The sequence below is a fragment of the Acidobacteriota bacterium genome, from assembly GCA_039028635.1.
Lineage (GTDB): Bacteria > Acidobacteriota > Thermoanaerobaculia > Multivoradales > JBCCEF01 > JBCCEF01.
In genome coordinates, this window is record JBCCHV010000049.1 from 25,458 (window position 1) to 49,714 (window position 24,257).

At 68.1% G+C, this 24,257-nt stretch carries 20 protein-coding genes; 7 read left to right on the plus strand and 13 right to left on the minus strand.

The window, feature by feature from the left end; translation table 11 throughout:
* Positions 1-88: 88 nt before the first annotated feature.
* A complete protein-coding gene (locus AAF604_18050; protein MEM7051576.1) occupies positions 89-550 on the plus strand; it encodes a GNAT family N-acetyltransferase in 462 nt (153 codons plus the stop codon).
* Here the strand turns inward: AAF604_18050 and AAF604_18055 are convergent.
* On the minus strand, positions 511-3,309 hold the full coding sequence (locus tag AAF604_18055; protein MEM7051577.1) for an alpha/beta fold hydrolase: 2,799 nt from the start codon (positions 3,307-3,309) through the stop codon (positions 511-513). The genes AAF604_18050 and AAF604_18055 overlap by 40 nt on opposite strands.
* A gap of 153 nt (positions 3,310-3,462) precedes the next feature.
* Here AAF604_18055 and AAF604_18060 point away from each other — a divergent pair, with 153 nt between their 5' ends.
* Positions 3,463-5,160, plus strand: coding sequence for a histidine kinase (locus AAF604_18060; protein ID MEM7051578.1), 1,698 nt, complete (start codon positions 3,463-3,465; stop codon positions 5,158-5,160).
* Positions 5,157-5,876, plus strand: coding sequence for a LytTR family DNA-binding domain-containing protein (locus tag AAF604_18065; protein ID MEM7051579.1), 720 nt, complete (start codon positions 5,157-5,159; stop codon positions 5,874-5,876). The genes AAF604_18060 and AAF604_18065 overlap by 4 nt, the downstream gene beginning before the upstream one ends.
* Here AAF604_18065 and AAF604_18070 read toward each other — a convergent pair.
* From AAF604_18070 to AAF604_18125, 12 genes are all read right to left on the minus strand, one after another.
* Positions 5,865-6,323, minus strand: a complete 459-nt coding sequence (locus AAF604_18070) for a VOC family protein (protein MEM7051580.1) — start codon at positions 6,321-6,323, stop codon at positions 5,865-5,867. The genes AAF604_18065 and AAF604_18070 overlap by 12 nt on opposite strands.
* Positions 6,320-7,282 carry a TIGR01777 family oxidoreductase gene (locus AAF604_18075; GenBank protein ID MEM7051581.1) on the minus strand — a complete coding sequence of 321 codons (963 nt, stop codon included), beginning with the start codon at positions 7,280-7,282 and terminating at the stop codon, positions 6,320-6,322. The genes AAF604_18070 and AAF604_18075 overlap by 4 nt, the downstream gene beginning before the upstream one ends.
* Before the next feature lie 24 nt (positions 7,283-7,306).
* Positions 7,307-7,645 carry a DMT family protein gene (locus AAF604_18080; protein ID MEM7051582.1) on the minus strand — a complete coding sequence of 113 codons (339 nt, stop codon included), beginning with the start codon at positions 7,643-7,645 and terminating at the stop codon, positions 7,307-7,309.
* Between the two features lie 97 nt (positions 7,646-7,742).
* Complete coding sequence (locus AAF604_18085) at positions 7,743-8,138, minus strand: hypothetical protein (GenBank protein MEM7051583.1); 396 nt, start codon at positions 8,136-8,138, stop codon at positions 7,743-7,745.
* A gap of 84 nt (positions 8,139-8,222) precedes the next feature.
* Positions 8,223-8,783, minus strand: coding sequence for a class I SAM-dependent methyltransferase (locus AAF604_18090; GenBank protein ID MEM7051584.1), 561 nt, complete (start codon positions 8,781-8,783; stop codon positions 8,223-8,225).
* Positions 8,784-8,975: 192 nt separating this feature from the next.
* Positions 8,976-10,922, minus strand: a complete 1,947-nt coding sequence (locus tag AAF604_18095) for a hypothetical protein (protein MEM7051585.1) — start codon at positions 10,920-10,922, stop codon at positions 8,976-8,978.
* Between the two features lie 325 nt (positions 10,923-11,247).
* The gene (locus AAF604_18100; protein ID MEM7051586.1) at positions 11,248-12,222 is read right to left on the minus strand and encodes an NADPH:quinone reductase; all 975 of its coding nucleotides are present in this window, start codon (positions 12,220-12,222) and stop codon (positions 11,248-11,250) included.
* 47 nt (positions 12,223-12,269) lie between these two features.
* Positions 12,270-13,394, minus strand: a complete 1,125-nt coding sequence (locus tag AAF604_18105) for a bifunctional chorismate mutase/prephenate dehydratase (GenBank protein MEM7051587.1) — start codon at positions 13,392-13,394, stop codon at positions 12,270-12,272.
* Positions 13,378-15,438, minus strand: coding sequence for a glycosyltransferase family 39 protein (locus AAF604_18110; protein ID MEM7051588.1), 2,061 nt, complete (start codon positions 15,436-15,438; stop codon positions 13,378-13,380). The genes AAF604_18105 and AAF604_18110 overlap by 17 nt, the downstream gene beginning before the upstream one ends.
* Before the next feature lie 200 nt (positions 15,439-15,638).
* Positions 15,639-16,070, minus strand: coding sequence for a nuclear transport factor 2 family protein (locus AAF604_18115; GenBank protein MEM7051589.1), 432 nt, complete (start codon positions 16,068-16,070; stop codon positions 15,639-15,641).
* 102 nt (positions 16,071-16,172) lie between these two features.
* Complete coding sequence (locus tag AAF604_18120; protein ID MEM7051590.1) at positions 16,173-17,840, minus strand: sulfatase; 1,668 nt, start codon at positions 17,838-17,840, stop codon at positions 16,173-16,175.
* A gap of 36 nt (positions 17,841-17,876) precedes the next feature.
* On the minus strand, positions 17,877-19,610 hold the full coding sequence (locus tag AAF604_18125; GenBank protein ID MEM7051591.1) for an amidase: 1,734 nt from the start codon (positions 19,608-19,610) through the stop codon (positions 17,877-17,879).
* Positions 19,611-19,749: 139 nt separating this feature from the next.
* Here AAF604_18125 and AAF604_18130 point away from each other — a divergent pair, with 139 nt between their 5' ends.
* The 4 genes from AAF604_18130 to AAF604_18145 form a co-directional block, all read left to right on the plus strand.
* Entirely contained in the window at positions 19,750-20,301 is a 552-nt protein-coding gene (locus AAF604_18130) for a hypothetical protein (GenBank protein MEM7051592.1), read from the plus strand.
* An 18-nt stretch (positions 20,302-20,319) separates the two neighbouring features.
* On the plus strand, positions 20,320-20,775 hold the full coding sequence (locus tag AAF604_18135) for a hypothetical protein (protein MEM7051593.1): 456 nt from the start codon (positions 20,320-20,322) through the stop codon (positions 20,773-20,775).
* A 394-nt stretch (positions 20,776-21,169) separates the two neighbouring features.
* Complete coding sequence (locus tag AAF604_18140; protein ID MEM7051594.1) at positions 21,170-23,755, plus strand: IPTL-CTERM sorting domain-containing protein; 2,586 nt, start codon at positions 21,170-21,172, stop codon at positions 23,753-23,755.
* A 156-nt stretch (positions 23,756-23,911) separates the two neighbouring features.
* A partial coding sequence (locus tag AAF604_18145; GenBank protein MEM7051595.1) for a hypothetical protein occupies positions 23,912-24,257 on the plus strand: 346 nt, incomplete at its 3' end.

A 24,257-nucleotide genomic window follows, 5' to 3' on the forward strand; every position in this document is an offset into this window, starting at 1 on the left:
TTACCAGGCGGCGCACGATTGACTCACCGGCAACCCGCCGCTACCTTCGCACCATGGACCATCGATCCGCGAGCCTCGGACCCAGGCCGTGATCCGGCCGGCCCGCAGCAGCGACTGCCGCCGCCTGATCGAGCTGCGCCTGGCGGTCAAGGAAAACGTCCTGACGGATCCCAGCTGGCTCACCGAAGCGATCGTCGATGAGGCGGTGGGCCGCCTCGGCCGAGGCTGGGTGTGGGAGGAAACGGGCGAGATCCGGGGCTTCAGCATCGTGCTCGAGCGCGGACCGGAGATCTGGGCGCTGTTCGTCGAGCCCGAGTTCGAGGGCCGAGGAATCGGCCGTGCCCTGCTGCGGGTCGCCGTCGACTGGGCCTGGCGGCAGGGCGCCGAACGCATCAAGCTGAGCACCGATCCGCAAACCCGCGCCGCCACCTTCTACCGCCGCCAGGGCTGGCAGGAGGTGGGCAAGAACGCCCAGGGCGAGGTGATCCTGGTCCTCCGCCGGCCGCCGGATCAGGGAATCGACGATTCCGGCGTCAACAGGTCGTCATAGCGCGGATCTCCCGACAGCATGCGGCAGGCGATGCGCCCGCTGTCCTCCTCGAGCTCGCAGCGCGAGAAATAGAGCGGCTGGAGATAGGCGGACGGTCCGAGGGGGATCATCGCCGGACGGGAGTCGCTGGCGACATCGGATTCGACCAGAAAGCCCTCCGGTGAGCGTTCCAGGACCACCGGACGACCGCCGTAGGAGCTGCGGTAGCGCCCGATGCGGGGATCCTTCGCCGCCACCCGGTTGAGCTCCGGAGCCGCCTTCACCGCTCCTTCGGGGGCCTCCCAAGGAGCCTTCTCGCTCCCCGTCGCCAGTTCGGCGATGGCCTCCGCCCAGCCGGCCGGAACGGCGTAGCTGTTGGCCAGGCTGACCACGATGACGTCATCCGCCGGATCGTAGAGCACTTTGGCGACGAAGCCCGGTGAGCGCCCCTGACTGGAGAAAATGCCATCGTCGGCGCCCAGGAAGCGCTGTCGCTCCTCGCCGCTCAAGAAGCCCTCGCGGAACACCGCCCGCACGAAGGTCAGGAGATCCCCGGTGGTCGAGTAGAGGGACCCGCCGCCGGGCCGGGTCTCGACGGCATAGAAGCGCGCATGACGGCGCTCGCCGGGTACCGGTCCGGGCTCGTAGCCGGTCGCCATTGCCGGTACCGGATGGCGGGCATCCGCCAGGTGGCCCGAGTCCTTCATCCCTAGGGGCTCGAACAGGGTGTCCTCCAGGACCTGATCGTAGGTGCCGCCGCCGGCCACTTCCATGACCTTGGCGAGGACCGCGTAGCCGCCGTTGCTGTAGCGCTTGTTCTCCCCGGGGGGAAAGTCGAGGGGCAGCTCCGCGAGGCGCGCCACGATCTCGTCAAGACTGAGGGAGGTTTTGGCGTTTCCCCAAGGCTGGGCATTGCTGTGCGGAATGCCGGAAGAGTGGTCGAGGAGCTGGGCGACAATGATCTCGTCGGCGTTGGGAAAATCCGGCAGATAGCGCGCCAAGGGCGCCGTCGGATCGAGCGCCCCGCGGCGCACCAGGCGCGCGACGGCGGCGTCCGTGAGGGTCTTCGACACCGACGCGATACGAAAGCGCGTGTCGGCGCGGTGTGGCAGCCCGAGCTCGTAGTGGGCCAGGCCGAAGGAGCGATCGAAGACCACCTCTCCGGCGACGTCCACCACCACCCGGCCGTCGAACATCGCCAGCTCGACGAAGGGATCGACGAAATCTTCGATACGCCGTCGGATCAGCACCCGATCGTCAATCTCGGCCGGCCCGCCGACGGCCCTCGGGAAGGGCACTTCGATTCGTTCCCGACGCGCCACCGAACCACCGCCGAAGAAGGTCTCCATGCGCTCGAGGATGAGCGGCGAGGACAGGAAAAGGGGATCGCTGTGGCCGGCGCCGGCGAGCACCAGATGGGCGCCGCGCCGGAAGCCCGGGAGCAGCTCTTCGGCATTGCTGACCGGCGTTCGGCCATCGAAGGTCCCCGAGATGAAGAGGGCCGGAATGTCGCTCTCGAGAGGAGCGCGAAAGGACTCGCCGAGATCCCGCACCGGCACCGTCTCGAGCATGATGCCGAGGGGGAAATTGATCGCACCCTGCAGGTGGCCTGCGGAACGCCCCTCGGCCACCAACCGCCGCCGCGCCGGCGAGGCTCCTGAGGCGACATCCATGGCCGCCGACATGGTGGCGATCGATCCCGAGCGCAGCCGGGGCAAGAACCCGCCGAGGGCCTCGAACCGCCCGGCCGCCATCGCCTGCAGGGCCGGCGGTAGCTGCACCATCGTCTCCGGCCCACGCAGCATCGCCGAAACCAGCAGGCGAAGGTCGAAGGGGCCGATGCGGGCCAGCTCACCGCTGGGCAGCGCGACCTCGGCGGGCTCGTCCTCCAGGCGCTCCAGCACCCGTTCGAGATCCGCCAGCAGAGCCGACTCCCCACCGTCCGCCGACGGGCGCTCGGCGAAGGCGGTGAGCATGGCCTCTGCGTCGCCCGGTCGCTTGAGGGTGTGATCCGGCCCCTCGGCACCGGCCAGCACGGCGCGCTCGATCCTCTCCGGATGCCGTCGCATGACGCTCATCGCCAGATGAGTGCCGTAGGAGATGGCCCAGAGCTGGAGCTTCTCCACCCCTAGGAAACGGCGCAGATCTTCGAGATCGTCAGCGCTCTCCTCGGTGGTGAAGGCGTCGAGATCGACTCCTCGACGGCGCCATTCGTCACGGCATCCCGCGACGGCGCGGCGGACCGCCGCCTCGTAGACGTCGCGGCTGCCGACCTCACTCAAGGGCACCGCCCAACCCTGCGAACAGGGTTCGGGAGCATCGCTGGCACCGGTTCCGCGTTGATCGAAGGCGATCACGTCAGCGACCCGTCGCAACGCCTGGAAGAGCTCGAAGCGGGATCCCCGGGCGGCGGCGATGCCGCTCCCACCGGGCCCCCCCGCGAGATAAACGATCGGAGCCCCCGGGCGATCGGCGGTCGACGGAAAGCGCACGAAGCGCAGCGTGAGGCGCTCCTCACCGCCGCGATGACGGTTCGCCGGCACCTCGAACCAACCCGCCTCCGCCGCCACCGAACGTCCGTCGGCGGCCTCGAAGACGGTGTCCTCGATCGCGCCGCGAGGGATCTCCCCTTCGCCCTTGCCGGCGACCGAGCCGGGCCTCGCAGCGGTTGCGACGGCAGCAGCGGCCGAGGCACTACCCTCGTCGATCACCGGCCACCCCCACCAAGCCATGGGCGCGACCAGGAAACAGATCAGCGACGCCGGACGGATTCGAAACATGAGGTTCTCCTTGCGGTGTCGCACTCGAGCATCGGGCACGACTCGACCTCAACCTACGGGCCGGCGGGGCCTTCCTCTCGACCCCGTCGCCGAATCGCACCGTCGAGCGCTCAATGGCACCCGGAGGGCTTGTCGGACTGAGAGAATCTCGCCATGGATCGTCGCCTCCACCTACTGATCTGGCTGCTCCCGGCGCTGGCCGCCTGCACCCCGGCAGTCAACCCCATGACCAGGGTGACCTCGTGGCACTACACCTCCGAGGAGGTCGCCGGCGCGGCAGCGGACGTCGACCTGTCGGCCTGGACCGAGGCCGCCCCTTGGCAGCTACCGCAGGGCGAGGGAGTGCTCTGGCTGAGGACCGAGATCGAGCTTCCCCGGACCACCACACCGCAGGCGGTGATGGTCTCCATGCTGGCGGCTCACGAGGTCTACTGGGACGGCCAACTACTGGGACGATCCGGCAAGGTCGGCCTGCAAGCCAGCAGCGAGGTGCCGGGACGCATCCGCGAGCTGCATCCCCTGCCAGCGCAGCTCGCCGGCTCCGGCAAACACCAGATCGCGCTGCGCCTTTCGACCTGGCGGGCTGGCTTTCTACCGGCGAACCGGTTCTACGGCGTCGTGGTGGGTGACCAGCGAGCCCTCGCCGAGGGCCCGCTGCGCGCTGCCCTCTGGCCGGCCGCCTGCAGCGGTGCGTTGGTCATCGGCGGCCTGTTCTTTCTCAGCCTCGGGCTCGCCGACCGTCAGCGCTCGGCGGACCGCCTGTTCGGCCTGCTGTGCCTCTCAGCGGCCGCCCAAGCCGGCGCCGAGTCGGTACGCCTCTGGCTCGACTATCCCTACGACTGGCATTTCGCCCGTTTGCTGGCGATCTTCGCCTTCGCCTGGCTCACCGGCACCCTGCTGGTTCTCTTCGTCAGCCGCATCACGAACACCGCGCGCCCCGGCCGCTGGGTCGCGCTGGCGGCGGCCTCCTCCCTGCTCACCGCGCTGCTCCTCGCCGGCTGGGACCCGAAGACCCTCGCCGTCCTCGTCATCCATCTCGTGATCGCTTTCGGCCTCGCCCTCGTCGGCATCCGCCGGCGGTCCCGCGGTGCCCTGCTGATCGCCACCGGCATTGCCGCCTGCCTCGCCCTCTTCCTGTCGAATCCACTGGGATTCCTCGACCTGCCGCTGTTCGTCGGCGAAGGGCTGCTCGTTCTCGCCCTGGCGATTGCACACAGCCTGCAAAGTCGCCAGCAGCGTCGCGCCCACGACGAGGCCCAGCTCACCGCCGTGCGACTCGAGCTCGAGTTGCTCAAGCGCTACCTCAACCCCCACTCTCTGATGAACAGCCTGAACAGTCTCGCCGAGGTCTTCGAAAGCGAGCCGGAGCGCGCCGGCAGCGCCATCGAGGCCCTGGCTCACGAAGTCCGCACCCTCGGTCGCATGGCCGATCAACGCTTCGTCACGGTGGCCGAGGAGCTCGCCCTCTGCCGGGCGCACCTCGAGGTCATGGGCCTCCGCCACGACCGACGGTTCGAGCTCGAGGCGGAAGTCGAGGGCGACCGCCGGATTCCTCCGGCGATCTTTCACACCCTGGTCGAGAATGCCCTCACCCACGGCGCCGCCGCCGTGGCACGCCGACCATTGCGCCTCAGCCAAGCGCTGCAAGGTCCCGATCTGGTCTACCGATTCGAGGCGCCGACAGCACCGCCTGCTTCGCCCACGGCGCCACCCGGCGGCGGCCTGAGGTACATCGAAGCTCGCCTGGGAGAAAGCTACGGTGAGCGCTGGAACCTGCACCACGGAGAGGCGAGGCCGACGGCAGAAATCCCCACCTGGATCACCACCATCACCGTGCCGGCGACGCCATGAGCGGCCTGCGGATCCTGATCGTCGAAGACGAGGGCCGCGCCGCTCAGCGCTTGGTGCGCCTGGTGCATGAGCTCGCCGAAGACCGGGTGGCATCGCTCCAGGTCATCGACAATTTGTTTGCGGCCGAGGATCGCCTCGCCGAGTCACCGCCGGATCTCCTGTTGCTCGATCTCAACCTCGGCGGGGCCGACGGCTTCGAGTTGCTGCTCACCGCCGTCGCCGGGGCCTTCCACACCATCGTGGTGTCGGCCCATGCCGAGCGCGCCGTGGAAGCCTTCGAGCACGGCGTTCTCGACTTCGTGCCCAAACCCTATTCTCGCCAGCGTTTGGCACGCGCCCTCGAACGAGCCCTCGGTCGGGATCGAAGTCCCACGCCGGCGCGCCTCCTGGCGATTCGCAAGCCGGGTCGAATCGAGCTGATCAAGATTGCCGAAGTCTCCCACCTGAAGGCTGCGGGAGACTACGTCGAGGTGACCACCGAGGGCGGTGAGCGGCATCTCCACGACAAGAGCCTCGACCGCCTGGCGAGCTTGCTGCCGGCGCGCTTCGTGCGCATCCATCGCTCCTGGATGGTCGACCTCGAACGCCTCGAGCGAGTCGACGTCTACCCCGGCGGTCGCTACGAGGCCCGCTTGCGCGACGGTACGACCATGCCCGTCAGCCGCTCCCGTTGGCCCGAGCTGCGGCGACGGATGGAAGGGGAATCAAGCCGATGAAGCTTTCAGGGCCAGCCGCACCAGCACCGCGTCATAGGTGGTGATCTCGAGCCGGTGACCCCAAGGGTCGCTGAAGTAGATGGACCAAGCCTTGCAGTGGTCGCTGACGTCACCGGCGGACACCGGCCGCCCTTCGGCATCGCGCAGCGCGAGCTCAGGAAGACGTTTCAAGAATTCGAGAAAGGCTTCGCCGGCAACTCGGAACGCGACGCGCCGAAAACCGGCGACAACACGCTTTCCGGGCGCATCGCCGACGAACAGGGCGAGCTTGGTGACCCCACCATCGCTCGAGACCATCAGCGGACCGGCGGTGGGCTCGGCCCAGTCACGGAAGTCCTCGAGGATCTCGAAGCCGAGCACTCGGCCATACCAGTCGGCGGCCTCTTGCCGGTCCGGAACGAACATCTCCACATGGTCGATCTGCTCGACCCGGAAGCCCTCGCTCATGCTTCCTGCGCACGCCGGCGGCGCCACTCCCGGCAGAGCTCACGGGCAGCTTCCGGCCAATTGGGATAGCGGAACTCGAACCCCTCGGCGAGCAGGCGGCCCGGCACGACGCGGCGACTCTTGAGGACCAGCTCGGTCTCGGTGCGCAGGATGAGGGCCCCGATCTCCAGCATCCAGGCGGTCGCTGGCAGGCCCCAACGGGCTCCCCAGGCGTGGCGCAATGCCGCCATGAACTCGCCGTTGGGGAGCGGTTCCGGAGCCGCCAGGTTGACCACGCCGCGGACCTCCCGATGGTCGATCAGCCAGCGCACGGCGTCGACGAAGTCCTCACCGTGGATCCAAGAGACGAACTGGCGTCCGCTGCCGGATCGGCCACCGAGACCGCGGCGAGTCAGACCGAGCAGAACGTCGAAGATGCCGCCGGCGTCGGGGCTCATCACCATCGCCGTGCGCAGCAGGACCTTGCGGGTCTCGGGGGTCGGCGCCGCCAGCGCTGCTTGCTCCCAGCGCTGGGCGACCTCGATGCTGAAGTCCCAGGAACGGGGCGCGCCCGGCTCGCCGCCTCCAATCTCCCCCGACTCCTCGTCGTTGGAGGCGTCGAAGCGATGGGCGTAGATGGTGGCGGTGCTCATCTGCAGCCAGACCGGCGGCGGAGCCGCAGAATCGACAATCGCCTCTCCCACCACCCGGGTGGAGTCGAGGCGCGAATTCAGGATGCGTTCGCGATTGCGCCGGTTGTAGCGGCAGTCGACGGAGAAACCGGCCAGGTTGATGACCGCATCGCAGCCATCGATGGCGGCGCACCAGTCGCCGCGAGTCTTGCCGTCCCAAGTCCGCGTCGACCAGGGCGTCGCCGCCGGCCGGCGGCTGAGCACGGTGACCTCGTGCCCCTCACCGTGCAGAGCGCGGGCCAGCAAAGTGCCCACCTGACCACTGCCACCGGGCACGACGACTCTCATGCTTCCGGTCTCCCGATACCCGCGTCAGCGGAAGATGAAGTAGGCGGCGCCCGCCAGACAAGCCGCGGCCCACAGGTAGTCGGTCTTGATCGGACTACCCATCACCACGATCGAGAAGGGAATGAACAGCAACAGGGACATCCCGACCTGAAGAATCTGAAGCTGCGACAGGCTCATCACTTCGTGGCCGATGCGATTGGCCGGGATGTGCACCGTGTACTCGAAGAATGCGATGCCCCAGCTCACCGCCGAGGCGATGTACCAGGGACGGTGATTGAGCAGCTTGAGGTGGAGATACCAAGCCGTCAGCATGAAGAGATTGGAGATCACCAGCAGCAGGATCGTGCGGGTCAGGATGGACATCACTCTCTCCCTTAACGAGCGTCCGTTCGGCCGGCGCTCGCCTCGAAATCAATCCTTCAGGGTCGTCGCCCGGGCCCGCGCCCGCGCGACCGCCACCTCAGCGCTGCATGGTCAGCGTGCCGAGCGTGCGCTCGCCGCTGCGACGCACTTCCCCGTGGGTGCCGGCAAAGGCTCCGTTCTCGAAGCTACCTTCGAAGGTGAAGGTGCGACGCTTGTTCTCGGTACGCACCTGTCCACGCAGATCGCCTTCCGTCAAGCTGCCCTCGGCGGTGCCTCGGTAAGTGTGACGCTTGCCATTGAAGCGAAAGCGAAAGGCAACATCCCAGGTGTTCTCACTGGTGGATTCGAAGGTCACCTCGAGGGGACCGCGACTGCCGTCCCCCTCCCAGAAATACTCGCCGGTGAGCACGGTCTTTTCCGTCGCCGGTGCGCTCCAGGCGCAGGCCAACAGGAGCAGGGCGACGGCGAACCAGCGAAAGCTTGAAGTCTTCATCGGGGCGGGCCTCCTCGGTCGTTCGCGGGTGTTCTCGGACACTTTACCTCTTGATACGTCGAAACACCGCCGAGGGACGAGGATTCAGGCGTTCTTGCGGACCACCCAGGTGGTCATGCAGCGCTGCTCGTCCACCACCGTGGTCTTCAGCGGTTCGAGCAGCTCGCCACCGAGCTGGTCCGTCGCCGCCATCAGGAAGGGACGGTCGACCAAGAAACGATCGGAGCCGTCGAGGAGGCGGAAGCGGCGTCCTTCGAGGCGTACGAAGCGCCCCTCGAGGCCGATGTCCGAGGCCAAGCGGCTGAACCACAGACCGCCCGGCCGCAGCGCCTCCCAGCAGGCCGCGAGCATGGCGTGAAAGTGCCCTTCGTCGCGCGCGAAGTGCAGCACAGCGCTGACGATCACGACGTCGGCGCAAGGGCGCGGAAAGGAGTGCTCCTCGATCGCCTCGCAGCGCACCTCGAGGCGGCCTTCGACCTCCGACAGGCGATCGACCGCCTCGGCGTTGTGATCGACCGCCCGAACGGCGTAGCCCTGGGCGAGGAAGTAAGTGAGGTTTCGCCCACCGCCGCAGCCGGCGTCGAAGATCGTCATGCCGGGCCGAATGCGCCCCTTGAGGAGTTGGTCGAGGAGATAGATATCCATGCCGCCGAGGGCGGCTAGGGGGTCCGGGGCGCCGGCCAACGCGCTGGCCTCAGAGGGAGCTGCCGTCGACATCGGGCGAAACCGCGAATCTGAGGTTCATCACATGCCCCCAAACAGGCGCTACCGGGTCGCGGTGTTCCTCGACCCGGTAGCCGTTGAAAAGATCCCACACCGCCAGCCGGTGGTGTCGGCCTAGGGCACACTCGGCGGCGGCTGCTCGGTGAAGGTCTGCTCCGTATCGGCATCGGCTCCGGCCTGACCGGCGAGGAGCACGAAGCTGAAGGTGCTGCCGCGTAGCTGGGCGACGCCGTGGCAGCCCATGCAGCCCCCCATATTGTAGGCCCGGGCGTCGATATCGCCAGACTCGGTCAAGGTTCCGAAGGCGAGGTTGTAGTCATCGCGGGCGAACCCGGCCGAAGTGTTGGAGACGATCTTCTTGGGACACTTGTTGCCGACCAGCGGCACCGGACATTTCACCGGCTCGGTGCCGAGGAAGTTGCCGTTGACCACCGTCAGTGCCGCCAGCCCCTTGAAGTCCTGCAAGCCGAGACTGGTCTCGAGGGCGAGGTTGGCCATGAACTGCGGCTGACCGATGCCCAGCGGATCATTGGTCGACACCGGGAACTTCGGCGAGGTCGGCGGCGTGACGGCGTTCAGATCCACCGGCAGGAACTGAGTGCCGATGAGCCGGTAGTTGAGCCACGGCGAGTTGGGATTTCTTGCCGCGATGGCGCTCCAGACGTCTTCGTTGACCTGCTGGGTGTTGGGCAACACGGTGTTGACCTGGCGCTTCACCGGCAGCACCGCCGTCGGGACCTGCGGGTTGGGGTAGAAGCCGGCGCTGTTGGGCGCATCGAGGGGCCGGCCATCCCAATAGACGACGTAGTTGTAGCCCCCCTCCTGCAGCTCCTTGTGCTCCCAGGACGAGAAGATGAAGGTGCCGCCCACGCCCTTTTGGCCACTCGACTGGTGAATTCGCTGGATGATGTGGAAGCCCACCAGACCGAAGATCGACTCCTGGCACTGCACCTTCTGGGTATCGGAGTTGAAGACGTAGTAGAGGGCCTTCTTGGTGTAGTAGCGCGAGTAGTCGCTCTCGTCATAGAGCGGTATCCAGGCCGACTTGGTGTGCACCGCTCCGGAAGCACAGGGATTGAGGGTCGGATCGGTCGGTCCGTTCATGTTCTGCTGCATGCAGTCGAGGGCCGAGTAGTCGAGGACGGCGTACTTGTTGGGCTTGCGAGGCGTCTCCGGCTGGCCGTTCGGCCGGGTGCTGGAGTTCGAGCGGTAAGGCAGGCGCAAGGGCGCCTCCGGATCCTGCATCGCCGCCTGCTTCACCGAGTCCTTGTAGAGGTCCGTGTAAGTCGCCGTCGTGGTCGTTTCGCTGCCGAAGGCGACGTAGTTGAAGAAGTCCCAGTTGACCTTGACCTCGTAGCGGATGGGCTGCGGATTGGCGTCCGTCGGCAGCCCCTTCCAGACGTGGGGCGACACCGCATGGCCGGCGACCTGCTGGCAGGTCTGGGCCTTGGGTCCGGTGGTGTAGCCGCCGCAGAGCTGGGCCGTCGACTCGCGTGCCTCGGAGAGCACCTCGAGGGTCTCGTCGAGGCTGTCCGGCAGCGACTTCGAGCTCTGGAAGAGGACCTCCGAGCCGTCCGCACCGCCAGCCCCCGGACAGTCGACGATGTCGCCTCCGACGTTGCCGAAGTAGCTCACCGCCTGGCGCCACTGGCCCGGCGGCTGTGGGTTCGGCGTCGGCAGCGGTCCGGGGCCGAAATCGAAGATCTCTCGCTTCTCCTTGAAGGTCTCCCACACCACCAGCGAGTCGAGGTCACCGGCGGTCGTATCGGTGAAGCTCGCCGAGCTGTCCGGGAAGCCGCGCGCATAGCTGTTGCCGGCGGAGGGATCGACCGCCGGCCAGTTGAGGGCGATGAAGCTGTTCCAGGAGAAGTAGTCGTAGTCCGGCTGCTGGGGCGCGGCGGGAACGTCGGGCAGAGCCGAGCAGGCGAGGTCGAGGCTGGTGGGATCGGTACAGACCTCGAGATCGACCTCGGGCTCCTCCTGATCACCCGCCGGGGGACCACAGGCGACCACCGATAAAAGGACAAGACAGCACGACGCGACCGGTAGACGAAAACTCATAGCTCACTCCTTCGAAGAAAATGACGAGAGGGCGGCCAACACCGCCCATCTGCACACCAAGAGACCAAGCAGCCGAAGCCTTCGAAGATCTCGAAGATCGAGAAATTTCTCAGCGCTGGCAGAGGCCTCTGCCGAGAAGTGACACCACGGGGCGATTCCATTTCGACCTTGCGGCGAATACTGAGAAATAAAGCTCTTACGGAGCCCGGCGAGGCGATCCCTCAGCTCAGCCCGAGGGCGGACCGGGCCCAGGCTGGATCGACCCACGATCGGGTCGACGCCGACTCGAGCCAGCCGGCGCGGCGCTACCGCAGGGCGAAGCGCTTCAAGGCAGCAGGACGACTTTGCCGTAGACCCCGGGCTCGACGGCCAGGAGGTGACCTCGGCCGCCATCGGCGAGCGGCAGCTCGGCCCCGACCAGCGGGACGAAAGCACCGCTCTCGAGGCCGCTGAACAAGCCGCGATGGATCTCGTCCATGGCTTCCGGCGAGCTGCTCGACAGAGCGAATCCCCGCACCGTCAAGTCCTTGCTGAGGGCAGCGCGGGGATCGACCTCGACCCTGCCGCGGCTGCCGATGATGACGATCCGTCCACCCGGCGCCGCGAGCTCGAGGTCACGGTCGAGATTGAGGTGCGCCGCCATCTCGAGGATCAGATCGGGCCCATCGCCGCCGGTGGCCTGGCGCACCGCCGCGAGATAGCCCTCGGCAGTGTGGTCGAAGGCCTGCGACGCACCGGCATCGCGGACCAGGTCGAGGCCTTCGGGGGTCCCCGCCGAGCCCAACACATCGAGGCCCCGGGCGCAGGCGATCTGCACCGCCGCCAGCCCGACGGAGCCGCTCGCGCCGTGCACGAAGACGGTCTCTCCGGAGCGGCCGCCGCCGATCTGGACCAGCCCCCGGAAGGCGGTCGCCCAGGGCACTCCGAGGGCCGCCCCTTGGGCGAAGGACGCGGCCTGCGGCAATCGCCGAAGCTGGCTCTCGCGCACCACCATGCGCTCGGCGCAAGCCCCGGTGAGAAGGCCCTGAGAGCCGCCCGCCGTGTAGACCCGGTCACCGGCCTCGAAGTCGCCGACTCCCTTGCCGACGGCCATCACCACGCCGGCGGCGTCGCCGCCGGGAACGTAGGGCAGCGGCGGCAGGCGCTCGTAGGTACCGGAGCGCACGTAGGTGTCGACCGGATTGACCCCGGCTGCCCGCACTTCGATCAGCACTTCGCCGGCCGCCGGCAGCGGATCCGCCACCTCGTCGACCTGCAGCACCTCGGGACCGCCGAATCGATGCACTCGCAAGGCCTTCATGTCCAGTCCTCCTCGGCTGTTCCAGCCCCTGCCGACCGCGCTCCTGCTCAGCCCTTGGGATAGGTTCCGAGCCGAGCCATCTCGACCGTCAAGGGGCGCACCGCGGCGATCGCGGCGGCCACCCGCTCGTGGTCACCATGGCCCTCGAGATCGAGATAGAAACGATACTCCCAGGGAGTGCCGGCGCGCGGACGGCTCTCGAGCTTGCAGACGTTGACGTTGTGCTCGGCGAGGGTGGTCAAGACCTTGCCGAGGGCTCCCGGCGTGTGGGACAGGACGAGCTGCAGCGAGGTCTTACAGTCGACGTCTGGGGGACAGAGGGCCGCCTCGATGCCGACCTCGAAGAAGCGGGTGGCGTTGCCGGCGGCGGTCTGGATGCCGCGTTCCATGATCTCGAGACCGTAGACCTTGGCCGCCGACTCGCTGGCGATCGCGGCCACCGTCGGATCGCCCCCCTGGCGCACCTTGCGCGCCGCCCCGGCGGTATCGAACTCGGCCCGCGGCTCGAGTTGGGGGTGCCGGCGCAGGAATTCCTCGCACTGCAGCAGCCCCTGCGGGTGCGACAGCACCCGGCGCAGATCGTCGAAGCGGGCACCGGGCAGAGCCAGCAGACAGTGCTCGATGGCCCGAATCACCTCGCCGGTGATCACCAGATCGCCGGACGCCAGCTCGTCGTAGGTTTGGAGGATGCTGCCGGCGGTCGAGTTCTCCACCGGCAGCAGGGCGAAATCGGCCTCGCCGCGACGCACCGCCTCGGCGGCCTGGTGAAAGCTCTCGAAGCCGGTCAGCAGGGCCCCGCCAGGACGACCGCCGTAGCGCCCCTGGGCGGCAAGATGGCTGTACGAGCCCTCCACTCCTTGATAGGCGACCCGCAGCGGCGCCTCGGCCTTGCTGCGCAGGTGCTCCTGCTGGCGCGCGATCGACATCTCCATGATCTGCCGGTAGAGCTGCTCGACGCGATGGCTGTCGAGATCGAGGGAGCGGGCGATCTGGCGCACCCGCTGGAACACTCGGTCCTCGCGCTCGCGATCGCGGAACGGTGAGGCGGCCTGGATCTTGGCGTCGGCGATGGCATCGACCTGGTCCATGCGCCGACGCAGCAGGGTCAGCAGGTCGCGATCGATCGCCTCGATGGTCTCGCGCAGGTCTTGCAGGTCACGGGGTGCTGCCATGGCTCGAGCTCTCCGGCTGCGATTCCGCCGCCGGCGCCGCCACCTCGAAGGCGGTGAGGCGCTCGCCCGCCGGAATGCGGACATAGAAGAAATACTTGCCGTCCGTCGGCAGAGCGATCTCCTCCGCCGACACCACCGAGCCTATCGCCGTTCCTTCGCGCGCCCGCACCGCGATGTCGGCGGTGGCCGTGGCAGCGGCCTGCAGGCGATGAGGCCCGGCCGCGAAGTAGCCTTTGAAGACACACCAGGCGCCTTCCCCGACGAAGGCCAGACCGGCCTCCCGAGACTCCACGCCGGCGCTGCAGAAAGCCTCCTCGGCAGTGTAGCGACGCTGGCGGCGGAGGTCCGGCACGAGCGGGTCGAGGGCGTAGAGGCGCAGCAGCGGACCAAGACGGGTCGGGTTGGGAGGAAACTCGACCAGTGGCTCCATCTCGTCGAAGATGCGGCGATAGCGCTCAGCGAACACCCGGTGATGCTCTTTGGTCAGCTCCTCGGGTTTGAGAAAGCGCCGGTAGGCGGCGCTCGCCAGCAGCAGATAGTCGTTGCTCGGGTGGCGGATCTCGGCCAGTGAGAAGCGGCCCGCGAAACGCGCCTTGAGGTGGGGATACTGCCCCTGCGAAAGGCGCGGCGTGTAGGACTCCTTGACGAAGCGGGCGCCGGCCGGGACGTGCTGGCGGATCCACTCGAGAGCGACCTCGCGATTGCTCGGCGCAGCCAGGCCGTGGCTCTGCTGCCAGGTGGCGTGCAGAGGGCCGGCGAGCGCCAGCAGCAGCACCACTAGCGCCAGGCCGTTGCGCCAGCCGAAGGATCCTCCGGTAGGGCGCGACCGCCACCACCCCGCCAGACCGACGCCGAGGATCACCGCCAGCGCCGGCAGCACCGGCAGCAGATTGCGCTTCACCACCATCGTCATGCCCACCATCATCGCCAGGAAGAGCACCGGATAGGGCAGGTTCCAGGCCAGGCGGCGCAGCACTTCGCGGCGCTGCAAGAGCAGACCGATCAAGCCGGCACCGAGGGCCACCAGGCCGAAGGTCGTCACCAGCTCCTCGCCATACCAGGCGGCGTGGCTGGTGGGCTGGACGCCGAGCCAGCCGCCGCCGGCATACTGGCGCACGCCGAAGAAGATGCCGCGCTTACCGGCAAAGGCCGCCTGCGGGTAGACGAAGATCGCCGGCATCACCAGCAAGAATGCTCCCAGCGAGGCGGCGCCGGCGCCAAACAATCCCCAGCGCCAATCGCGCGAGCGCAGGCGATGAAAGAGCCAAACGGCGACGATCGCCACCGCCACCACGCCGGCGGGGTACTTGCTCGCCGCCGCCAGGCCCGAGGCGACCCCGGCGAGCAGGTAATCGCGCCAGCCCTCGCGCTCCGCCAGGCGCCCCACCAAGGCCAGACACCAGGTGGCGAAGAAGGCCGAGGGCACATCGCAGATGATCAGGTGGCTTTGCTGGTTGAGGAGCGGCGAAGCGATGGTGAGCAGTGCCGCGACGGCAGCGGCCAGGGGCCCCGCCAGGCGGCGCGCCAGAAACCACACCGGCGGCACCGTCAAAGCGCTGCTCAGGGCGACCACCGCGCGCAGCGTCAGCCACGAGCGCGCCAGGGGCTCGCGCACGCCGTAGAGGTGGTCGGCGAGGCCGGCGGCGAGGCCAGGGAGCAGCTCGCTGAGCCAGAGAGCGAAGGCCCCGGCCCAGTAGAGCAAGTGGGGGTAGTTGAAGGAGGGCGAGAACAGGCGTCCCTGATTGATCAGGCTCGCCTGTTTGTAATAAGTGCCTTCGTCGGCGTAGTAGCGCCCGTGGACCTCATGGTCGATGCCGACGAACCGCACCAGCAGGGAAAGGGCGAGAAAGGCCGCCGGCCAGCGCAGCTCCGGCCGCACCGCCAACAGCCTGATGGCCGCCCCGCCGGCGGCGAGAACGGTGAGCAAAGCCGCGCCGCGGGCCAAGACCAGGCCGGACCAGGTGCCCGAGACATCGAGCAACCAGAGCAACACCAAAGCCGACCCGAAGCCGAGGGCCAGCCGGCCGAACGGAGGCCACCGCATGAGACAACACCCTCCCGAAGACGATCGCGATCGGGAGGGCTGGCGCGCCGCGGAGCCGCTCCCGTCATTCCACCGGCGCCCGACCTCGACGACTGCCGCGCCGAACGCTTCGGGAGGGTTCTATCACCCCGACGAAGGAGGGGGAACCACCAAATCCCGGCAGCTGCCAGGAAGTCCCCTCCGGGATCGACCGGCCGGATCTATCGTTTCGAGCTGAAGATCTTGCTGATGATGCGCCACTCGCCGTCGATCTTGAGCAGCGACATGTAGTCGGTGATCAGGACTCCCGGATAGTCGAGCTCGATCTTGGCCACCGCCGCCTCGCCGGTGACGTCGACGAAGACGATGCGGCGCTTGCGATCGGCCTCGTCCTCCGGCGCCTCTCCCTTGTGGCGCGAGATGTACTCCTCGCTGGAGCGCTCGTTCAGGTTACCGTCGCGCACCCACCACAGGCTCGATCGCGGATGGAAGACCTTGCGGTGGTGAGCGCCGTCTCCGGTGGCGTGGCCGCGGAAGTAGTTCTCGAGGGCTGCCCGCACCGCTGCCTCGTCGGCGTCCGAGGCAGCCACCGGCGACACCAGCAGAAAGAGCAGGGGCAGAGCGAAAAGGGCAATGCGCAGAATCTTGGCCATGAACGGAAAGCTCCTCTAGGTTGTTCGAGAAGCCATTCTACTACAGTCGTAGTTTTTATGACGACATCGATACGACACCAACGAAGCGCCAAAAGCGACAGCTCAGGGTGAGACCGAAAGGTGGAACTGGCGTCGGTGGCTCTGCGGCTTGCCGGTGACCGGCGAAGTCGATGCGTCCTCGACCTCGAGAGTGAAGCGAAAATCCCCCGCCCTCCGAGGGACTCCGGCCAGGGAGCCGTCGGGGGCGACCGCGAGGCCGGGCGGCACAGAGCCGGCGATCCGCTGCCAATGGCGGGAGCCGCTCCCCCCTCGGGCGCTAAAGCGATACTCGAAGGAAGCCCCGACCTGGGCCGGCGGAAGGTAAACCGAATCGGCAATCGCCAGGCCACGGAAGCCCTCGAGACGGCTGGTGAGGTCGGCGATGTGCGCCTGCTGCGCCGGCTCCCGGTGGCGGCTGTTCTCCTCGAAGGGGTCCGTCCGCAGGTCGTAGAGCTCGCGCTCGCCGGTGGCGTACTCGACCAGCTTCCAGTCAGCGGTCCGCACCGCAGTCCAGGCCGGCGTGACGTCCGGATCGACCCCGAAGCCCTCGAGGAGAATTTCGGACCGATCCACCCCGTGGTCGCCCATCAGCCAGGGACGCAGACTGTGACCCCGGCCGTCGAAGCGGACACCGGCGAAATCGAGAACGGTGGCGGCAACGTCGAGATCGACGGCGACTAGCGACTCGACGACCCGCGAGAGCGATCCCGGAGCCCGAATCAACAGCGGCACTCGGATCGCCTCCTCGTAGGGCATGGCCTTGGTGTAAAGGCGGTGCTCCCCCCACAGCATGCCGTTGTCGGAGGTGAAAATGACCACCGTACGGTCGCTCTCGCCGGCGGCTTCGAGGGCCCCCAGAAGCCCGACCACCAGCCGATCGACCAACTGCAGCGACGCCAGCTGGCGCTGCGGCAGATCGACCAGGCGTCCTCCGAGGGTCTGCTCGCGCTCGAAGAAACCCTGCCGACGACGCACGTAGTCGGGCTTGTCCGAGAGATCCTCTTCGCCCCAGGCGCGATCCCGGTACTCGAAGTCACGGTAGAGCCGACGGTCCTTCTGGGGAGCGATCGCCGGACGATGGGGCGCGTGGGTGGCGACCATCAAGAAGAAGGGGCGCGGATCATCGACTCCCAGGAAAGCGAGGGCCTGGCTGCGCTCGACCCGGGTGATGTGACGCTCGGAGACATAGGCTTCGCCGACGGTCGCGTGGCGCGGCCCGCTCGAGCCCCGGATCCAGGGCGTCCGGTACCAGTCGTGGGGCTCCTGAGAGGCGAAGAAGAAGTCCCAGCCGGGCGGCACCCGCGGTGCGATCAAGTCGTAGCGATTGAGGTACTTGCCGATCAGGCCGGTGCGGTAGCCCTGCTCCTGGAGCAGGGTCCCCAAGGTCCTTCGATCGTCGAACCGCGGCGCTGCGCCATTGGCCGGCGTGGCCGTCAGTACGCCGGTTTCATGGGAGTAGAAGCCACCCGCCAGCAGGCTCGAGCGGAAGGGGCAGCACACCGGGTTGGTCACGAAGGCGTTGTCGAACCGCACCCCGCGCGGACCGAGGGCGGCCGCCATTCGCGGCATTGCCGACAGCGTGTCCCAGCGTTGATCGTCGGTGACGACGAGGAGGATGTTGGGCGGATCCTCGAAGGGCGCCGGCTCGAGGCAACCAGCGAGGGTGAGCACTATCCCGGCGACCGACAGCCATCCGAGCCCAGCGCTGATCCTGATCCCCGATGTCGCCATGGCTCGTCCCGGTCGCCTCGCGTCGCGGCCGAACGGTCAGTCCGCCTTGCGTCGCGCCCCGGCGGCGAGGTCCGGCGCCCGACGATGGAAGTCCGTCGCCTGCTGATAGGCGTGGGCCAGGCGGAGCACGTCCGACTCCCCGAACAAGCGCCCAACGAAGCTGATCGACGCCGGCGTACCGTCTTTGCGGAAGCCGTGCGGCACCACCACCGTCGGATGACCGGTGAGGTTGGTGAGCAGCAGATTGTTGCCGCCGAAGGACGGCACCACATAGGCGTCGAGATCGCCGAGGGCCGCCTCGAGGCGCGCCATCACCAGGCGGCGAATGCGGCTCGCCTGCAGATACTCGACGGCCGGAATGGTGCGCGCCTGGCGAAACACGTTGGGCCAGGCGTTGGCGATCTGCCGCACCAGGCGATCGTCGTCGCCACTGCGCGTCAGGTCGTCGAAGGCGGTCGCCGCTTCGGCGCTCAAGATGAACGAGAGGTGACTCACCGGCAGGTCGTCGGGCAGCTCCCAGGGAGTCAGCTCGATGCCGAGGGTGCGCAGTCGAGCGAGGGCGGCACGATCCATGGCTCGCACCTCGGCGTCGTCGCTCTCCTCCACCGGCGCCTCGAACAGGGAGCGGACATAGCCCACCTTGAGGGTCCTGGGATCGCGCTGCGCATCCCAGCGGAAGGGCCGGTCGACGAGGCTGGGATCACCGCCCATCGCACCGCCGTGGATGGCGTCGAAGATGAGGGCGCAGTCCTCCACCGAGCGGGCGATCGGGCCGATCTTGTCCATCGTCCAGGAGAGGGCCATGGCGCCCTGCCGGCTCACCCTGCCGAAGGTCGGCCGCAGGCCGGTCACGCCGCAGCGAGTGCACGGCGACACGATCGAGCCCCAGGTCTCGGTGCCGATGGCGAAGGCCACCAGCCCGGCCGCCGTCGCCGACGCCGAGCCCGCCGACGAACCGCTCGAGCCCTGTTCCGGATTCCACGGGTTGCGCGTCTTGCCGCCGAACCAGACATCGCCCCAGGCGAGGGCCCCGAGGGTGAGCTTGGCGACCAGCACGGCGCCGGCCGCGTCGAGCCGACGCACCACCTCGGCATCCTCGTCGATCACCTGATCTTTGAAGGGCTCCGCCCCCCAGGTGGTGGGATGGCCGGCCACCGCCAGGAGATCCTTGGCTCCCCAGGGGACGCCGTGCAGCGGTCCACGATAGCGACCGGCGGCGATCTCGCGATCGGCGGCCTCGGCCTGCGCCATGGCGCGCTCCGGCAAGCGGGTGGTGACGCACTCGAGCAGGCCGTCCCAGCGCTCGAGCCGCGAGAGATACATCCGGGTCAGGGCGACGGAGCTCACCTGCCGGGCTTCGATCTTCGCCGCCAGCTCGGTGACCGGACGGAAGGCGAGATCCTCGACCGCCGCGGGCGCCGCGCCGACTTCCACCGGACTGCGCCGCGACGGCCCGGGATCGTCGCGGTCCGCGACCGGCAGGACGGCGAAGGTCTGCGCCGGGGCGATCTCGTTGGCCACCGCGACCTGCCGCAGGGCCTGGTAGTCGGCGCGCAGCTCGGCCAGGCCTTCGAGCATCAGATCGCGCTCCTGGTCGCTGAACTCGAGGCCCGCCAAGGCCTCGGCGTGCTGCAGGTCTTGGCGCGTGATCGGCGCTTCCTGCTCGGCGGCCCAGAGCAGTTTCGGAAAAGCTCCCCCGGCGACGCCAAAGCTCAATAGCAGGGCACCGAAACGGCGCCGATCGAGGGTTTGCTGGGCAGCTCGGCTCATCACGAGGACCTCCGAAGAAGCGAATTGCGTCGCGCAGCGAAACATTCTCGCCACCGCGACCGTGGTGTGGGATGAACGCCACGAGATCGATCTCGAGAGCTCGCTCGCTGACCCATAGCAATCTAGGAGATCACGCCCCATGAAAGCATTCAAGCTCCTCAGCTTCAGCCTGATCCTGTTACTCGCCGCCGGCTCCGCCGCCGCCTCCGACCTCTGGCTCCACGTCACCGTCGACGAGGGCGAAGACGGCACCCAGGTGCGCGTCAACCTGCCCCTGAGCATCGCCGAGAAGGCCCTCGCCATGCTGCCCGCCGACGAGATCGAGCACGGCCGCATTCGCATCGACGACACCGACTGGAGCATCGCCGAGCTGCGCGAGCTCTGGCAGTCCTTCGAGGACACCCAGGACGCCGTCTTCGTCGACATCGACGACAAGGACCAGCGCCTTCAGGTGCGCAAGGAGGACGGCTACCTGCGAGTCGCCACCGTCGAGTCCCGGGACGGTTCTCACATCGACGCCCGCCTGCCCCTCGAGGTGGTCGACGCCCTGCTCTCCGGAGACGGCAATGAAATCAACCTGATGGGCGCCATCCAGGCCCTCGCCGATCGCGGCGCCGGGGAGCTGGTGACGGTGACCGACGACGACACCCGGGTGCGGGTGTGGGTCGATCACTACGCCGAATCGCGCTAGGTCCGAGAGGAGAGAGCCATGATGAAGAAAGCCTTCTGGATCGCCATCGGCCTGACCTGCGTCATGTTGGTCGGCACCGTCGGCGCCGCCGGCATCGCGGTCGCCAGCGTGCGCCACGCCGGGATGGTCCACGTCTCGGTGCAGGAAGTCGGAGAGCCGGCGATCAACATCACCGTGCCGGCGGCCCTGGTCGGCCTCGCCATGTCGGCGGCGACGCGCTTCATTCCGGAAGACGAGCGCGCCGAGATCCGCTCCGAGGTCGGCCCTTGGGCGCCGCACGTTCGCGAGGTGATCGACGAGTTCCGCGCCATGCCCGACGCCACCATCGTCGAAGTCCTCGATGGCGACGACTCGGTGGAGGTGCGCAAGGTCCGCAACAGCCTGGTGATCGACGTCTCCGAGCCCGGCACCGAGGTCCACGTCGAGATGCCGGTGGTGCTGATGAGCCAGGCCCTGAAAGTCGTCGACCTCTAGGCGCAAGCCACCTGCCGGTGATCGGCCGGCAGACTCCCCTCTCGGTTCCCACGGCCGGGGGTCGCTCCCAGGAGCGGTCCCCGGCCGTTTTCGTTGCCTGCTAGAACCGAGCACCCAAGGCTCGAATTCGTGCACCCGCCATCTCCTGGCGAGCAGCAAGCCCCCTGGCAGCGGCCCTCTCCTCCCCTTCCTGATCCGCTGAAGAAGTCCTGAAACCAGGGCTTTTCAGCGATCTCGAGGGCCTCCCTGCAAGCCTCCCAGAGAACCCGCCGCGAGCTCTGAGTCCGCTGGCCCTCGCCTTGCACAAAGGCCCTTCCATGAGGCCGCCGGTGCCGTCCTGCACCGGCGGCCATGAACCAACTCGGATCAACTTCAGGCGGAGGGTAGCTCACCCATGAAAACCAACCATCGAGGACGACTCACAAACTTTTCACAGGGGCCCCAGGCCGGCTCGAGCCCACCGGCTCGCCAGGTCTGGACGGTGGCGAAGGTCGTCGGGAGATTCGCCCTGGTCGCGATCATCTCGACGGCCTTCGCCGTGCCCGGAGCGCTGGCCGCGACCTTCACCGTCAACGCCGCGGACGACGTCAACGACGCCAGCTGTGACGGCGTCCACTGCTCCCTGCGCGAAGCCATCCTCGCCGCCAATGGCGCCGCCGGTCCGGACGACATCGAGTTCGACATCGCCGGCGGCGGCGTTCAGACCATCGCCGTCACCGGCTCGGCGCTACCGGCCGTGACCGAGGCCTTGACCATCGACGGCTATAGCCAGCCGGGGGCCTCGGCCAACACCCTGGCGGTGGGTTCCGATGCGGTGATCCTGATCGAGCTCGACGGCTCTGCCCTCGGTGGCGGCGCCGGCTTGACCCTCTCCGCTTCCGGATGCACCGTGCGCGGTCTCGCCATCGGCGGCTTTCCCGGCGCCGGCATCAACAACCCCGCCGCCAGCACCGGGCAAGTGATCGCCGGCAACTTCGTCGGCCTCGCCGCCGACGGCTCGACCGCCGCCGGCAATGGCGGCGTCGGCGTGCGCTGCATCGCCTGCTCGACGGCCCTGATCGGTGGCACCGCCCCGGCCGACCGCAACGTCATCTCGGCCAACGGCGTCCACGGCATCAGCTTTCAGACCGCCGCCCCGGACAACACCGTCCAGGGCAACTACATCGGTACCGACGCCTCCGGCACCCTCGACCGCGGCAACACCCAGCGCGGCATCTGGATCACCGGCGGCGGGGCGACCTCCAACACCATCGGCGGCTCGGTGGCCGGCGCCGGCAATGTCATCTCCGGCAATGGCAGCGAGGGCGTGCGGGTCAACGGCAGCTCGACGGTGATTGCCGGCAACTTCATCGGCACCGACGCCACCGGCAGCGCCGCCCTCCCCAACGGCTTGGGAGTACAGCTCCAAACGGCTCAGAACACCGTCGGAGGACTGCTCGCCGCCGCTCGCAATGTCATCTCCGGCAACAACGGCCGCGGCATCTTGATCAACTCCGGAGCCAGCGAAAACCTGGTGGCGGGCAACTTCATCGGCACCGACGTCAGCGGCACCGTGGCCCTTCCCAACGGCTCCGGCATGTTGATCATCAGCGCTTCCGACAACACCGTCGGCGGCACCAGCAGCGCGGCTCGCAACGTCATCTCGGGCAACAACGGTACCGGTATCCGCATCGCCACCGGCAGCGATGCCACCAGCGGCAACACGGTAGCCGGCAACTTCATCGGCACCGACGTGTCGGGTACGCTGCCCCTCGGCAACGGCATCCACGGCATCTCCCTGGCCAGCGATGGGGTGACGGCGCTGTCTTCCAACACCGTCGGCGGTGCCGCCGCCGGCGCCGCCAACGTCATCGCCGCCAACACCGAAGCCGCCATCGCGACCTCGGGCGCCACCTCGAGCTCGAACGCCGTCGTCGGCAACTTCATCGGCACCGACCTCGGCGCCGCCCTGGCGCTGCCCAACGCCATCGGCATCCGCCTCGAGTTGGGCGCCAGCCTGCAGGTGCAGAGCAACCGCATCCTGAACAACGGCACCGGTGTCTTCCTGGAAGGCGCCGGCTCGTCCTTCGAGGCCGCCTCCGACGGCAACTGTCTGGCCTTCAACGGCACCGGCGTCGACAACACCACCGGCGCCGGCACCAGCTTCGTCGACAACTGGTGGGGGTCACCGGATGGTCCTTCCGGCGTCGGACCGGGCGCCGGCGACTCGGTCAGCAGCGACGTTCTCTTCGCCCCCTTCCTGGCGGCTCCTCCCACCGGCTGCCCGAGCTCCACCGGCCAGGTGATCGTCTCCCAGGACACCATCCCCGACGGGCCTCAAGACTTCGCTTTCACCGGCGACCTCGGCGCCTTCAGCCTCGACGACGACACCGACCCGACGCTGCTGGCCTCACAATCCTTCTTCGTCCCCGCCGGCATCTACAACGTCACCGCCTCGGTGGTCGCCGGCTTCACTCTGACCGACCTGTTCTGCAGCGACCCGAGCGGCATCTCGACCGGCGACCTCGGCACCCGGACGGTGAGCGTCGACCTGCTCGCCGGCGAGACCGTCACCTGCACCTTCGTGAGTGTCGAGGACGGCTCCATCACCATCACCAAGGACGTCGTGCCGGACTCGCCGCAGGACTTCGACTACACCGGCGACCTCGGCGGCTTCAGCCTCGACGACGACGCCGATCCGACGCTGCCCACCAGCGAGACCTTCATGGTGGCTCCTGGGACCTATCTGGTGACCGAGCTGGCGGTCGCGAACCTGCCGCTGACCGACATCGAGTGCGTCGACCCGAGCGGCGACACCCTCGTCGACCTCGACACCGCCACCGCCACCATCGAGCTCGGCGACGGCGAGGCGGTGGCTTGCACCTTCGTCTCCGCAGCACCGGTGATCGCCATTCCGACCCTCGGCACCTACGGCCTGTTGGCGATGGTCGGCCTGCTGCTGGTGACGGCGATGCGGGTGCTGCGGCGTCGTTCGACCTGATTCAGGACGCTCGGAAGCGAAAGGAGCCGGGCGGCGGAGGTTCTCGCCGCCCGGCTCCCGGCCCTCACGGCAGTCTCCTCGAAACAACTTTCAGCCAGGCGGTGACTCATCAAAAGACTAAAAGTCCTTCTCCCGACTCTGCTGGCGTCCTTCCCGATGGCGACGCTGGCCAACCCGGTCCCCGAAATCGAACCCCTACCGCGCATCGAGGCGGTCGCCGGCGAGTTTCGCCTCGCGGCCACCGGCGAGCGCCTCACGCCCCGCGGCAACAACTACGTCCGCCTGTCGTCGACCTCTCCGCGTTACCACTCGACCTTCGGCGCCGACTACGACCCGCAGGCCATCGAGATGGCCCTCTCCACCATGGCGGTCTTCGGCTACAACATCGTTCGGGTCTTCATCGACCCGGGCAACTGGAATCGCGAGACCGGCATCAATGGGCCCTGGGAGACCGGGCACCTCGACGAGGCCTACCTCGACCACTTCGCCGACTTCTTGCTGC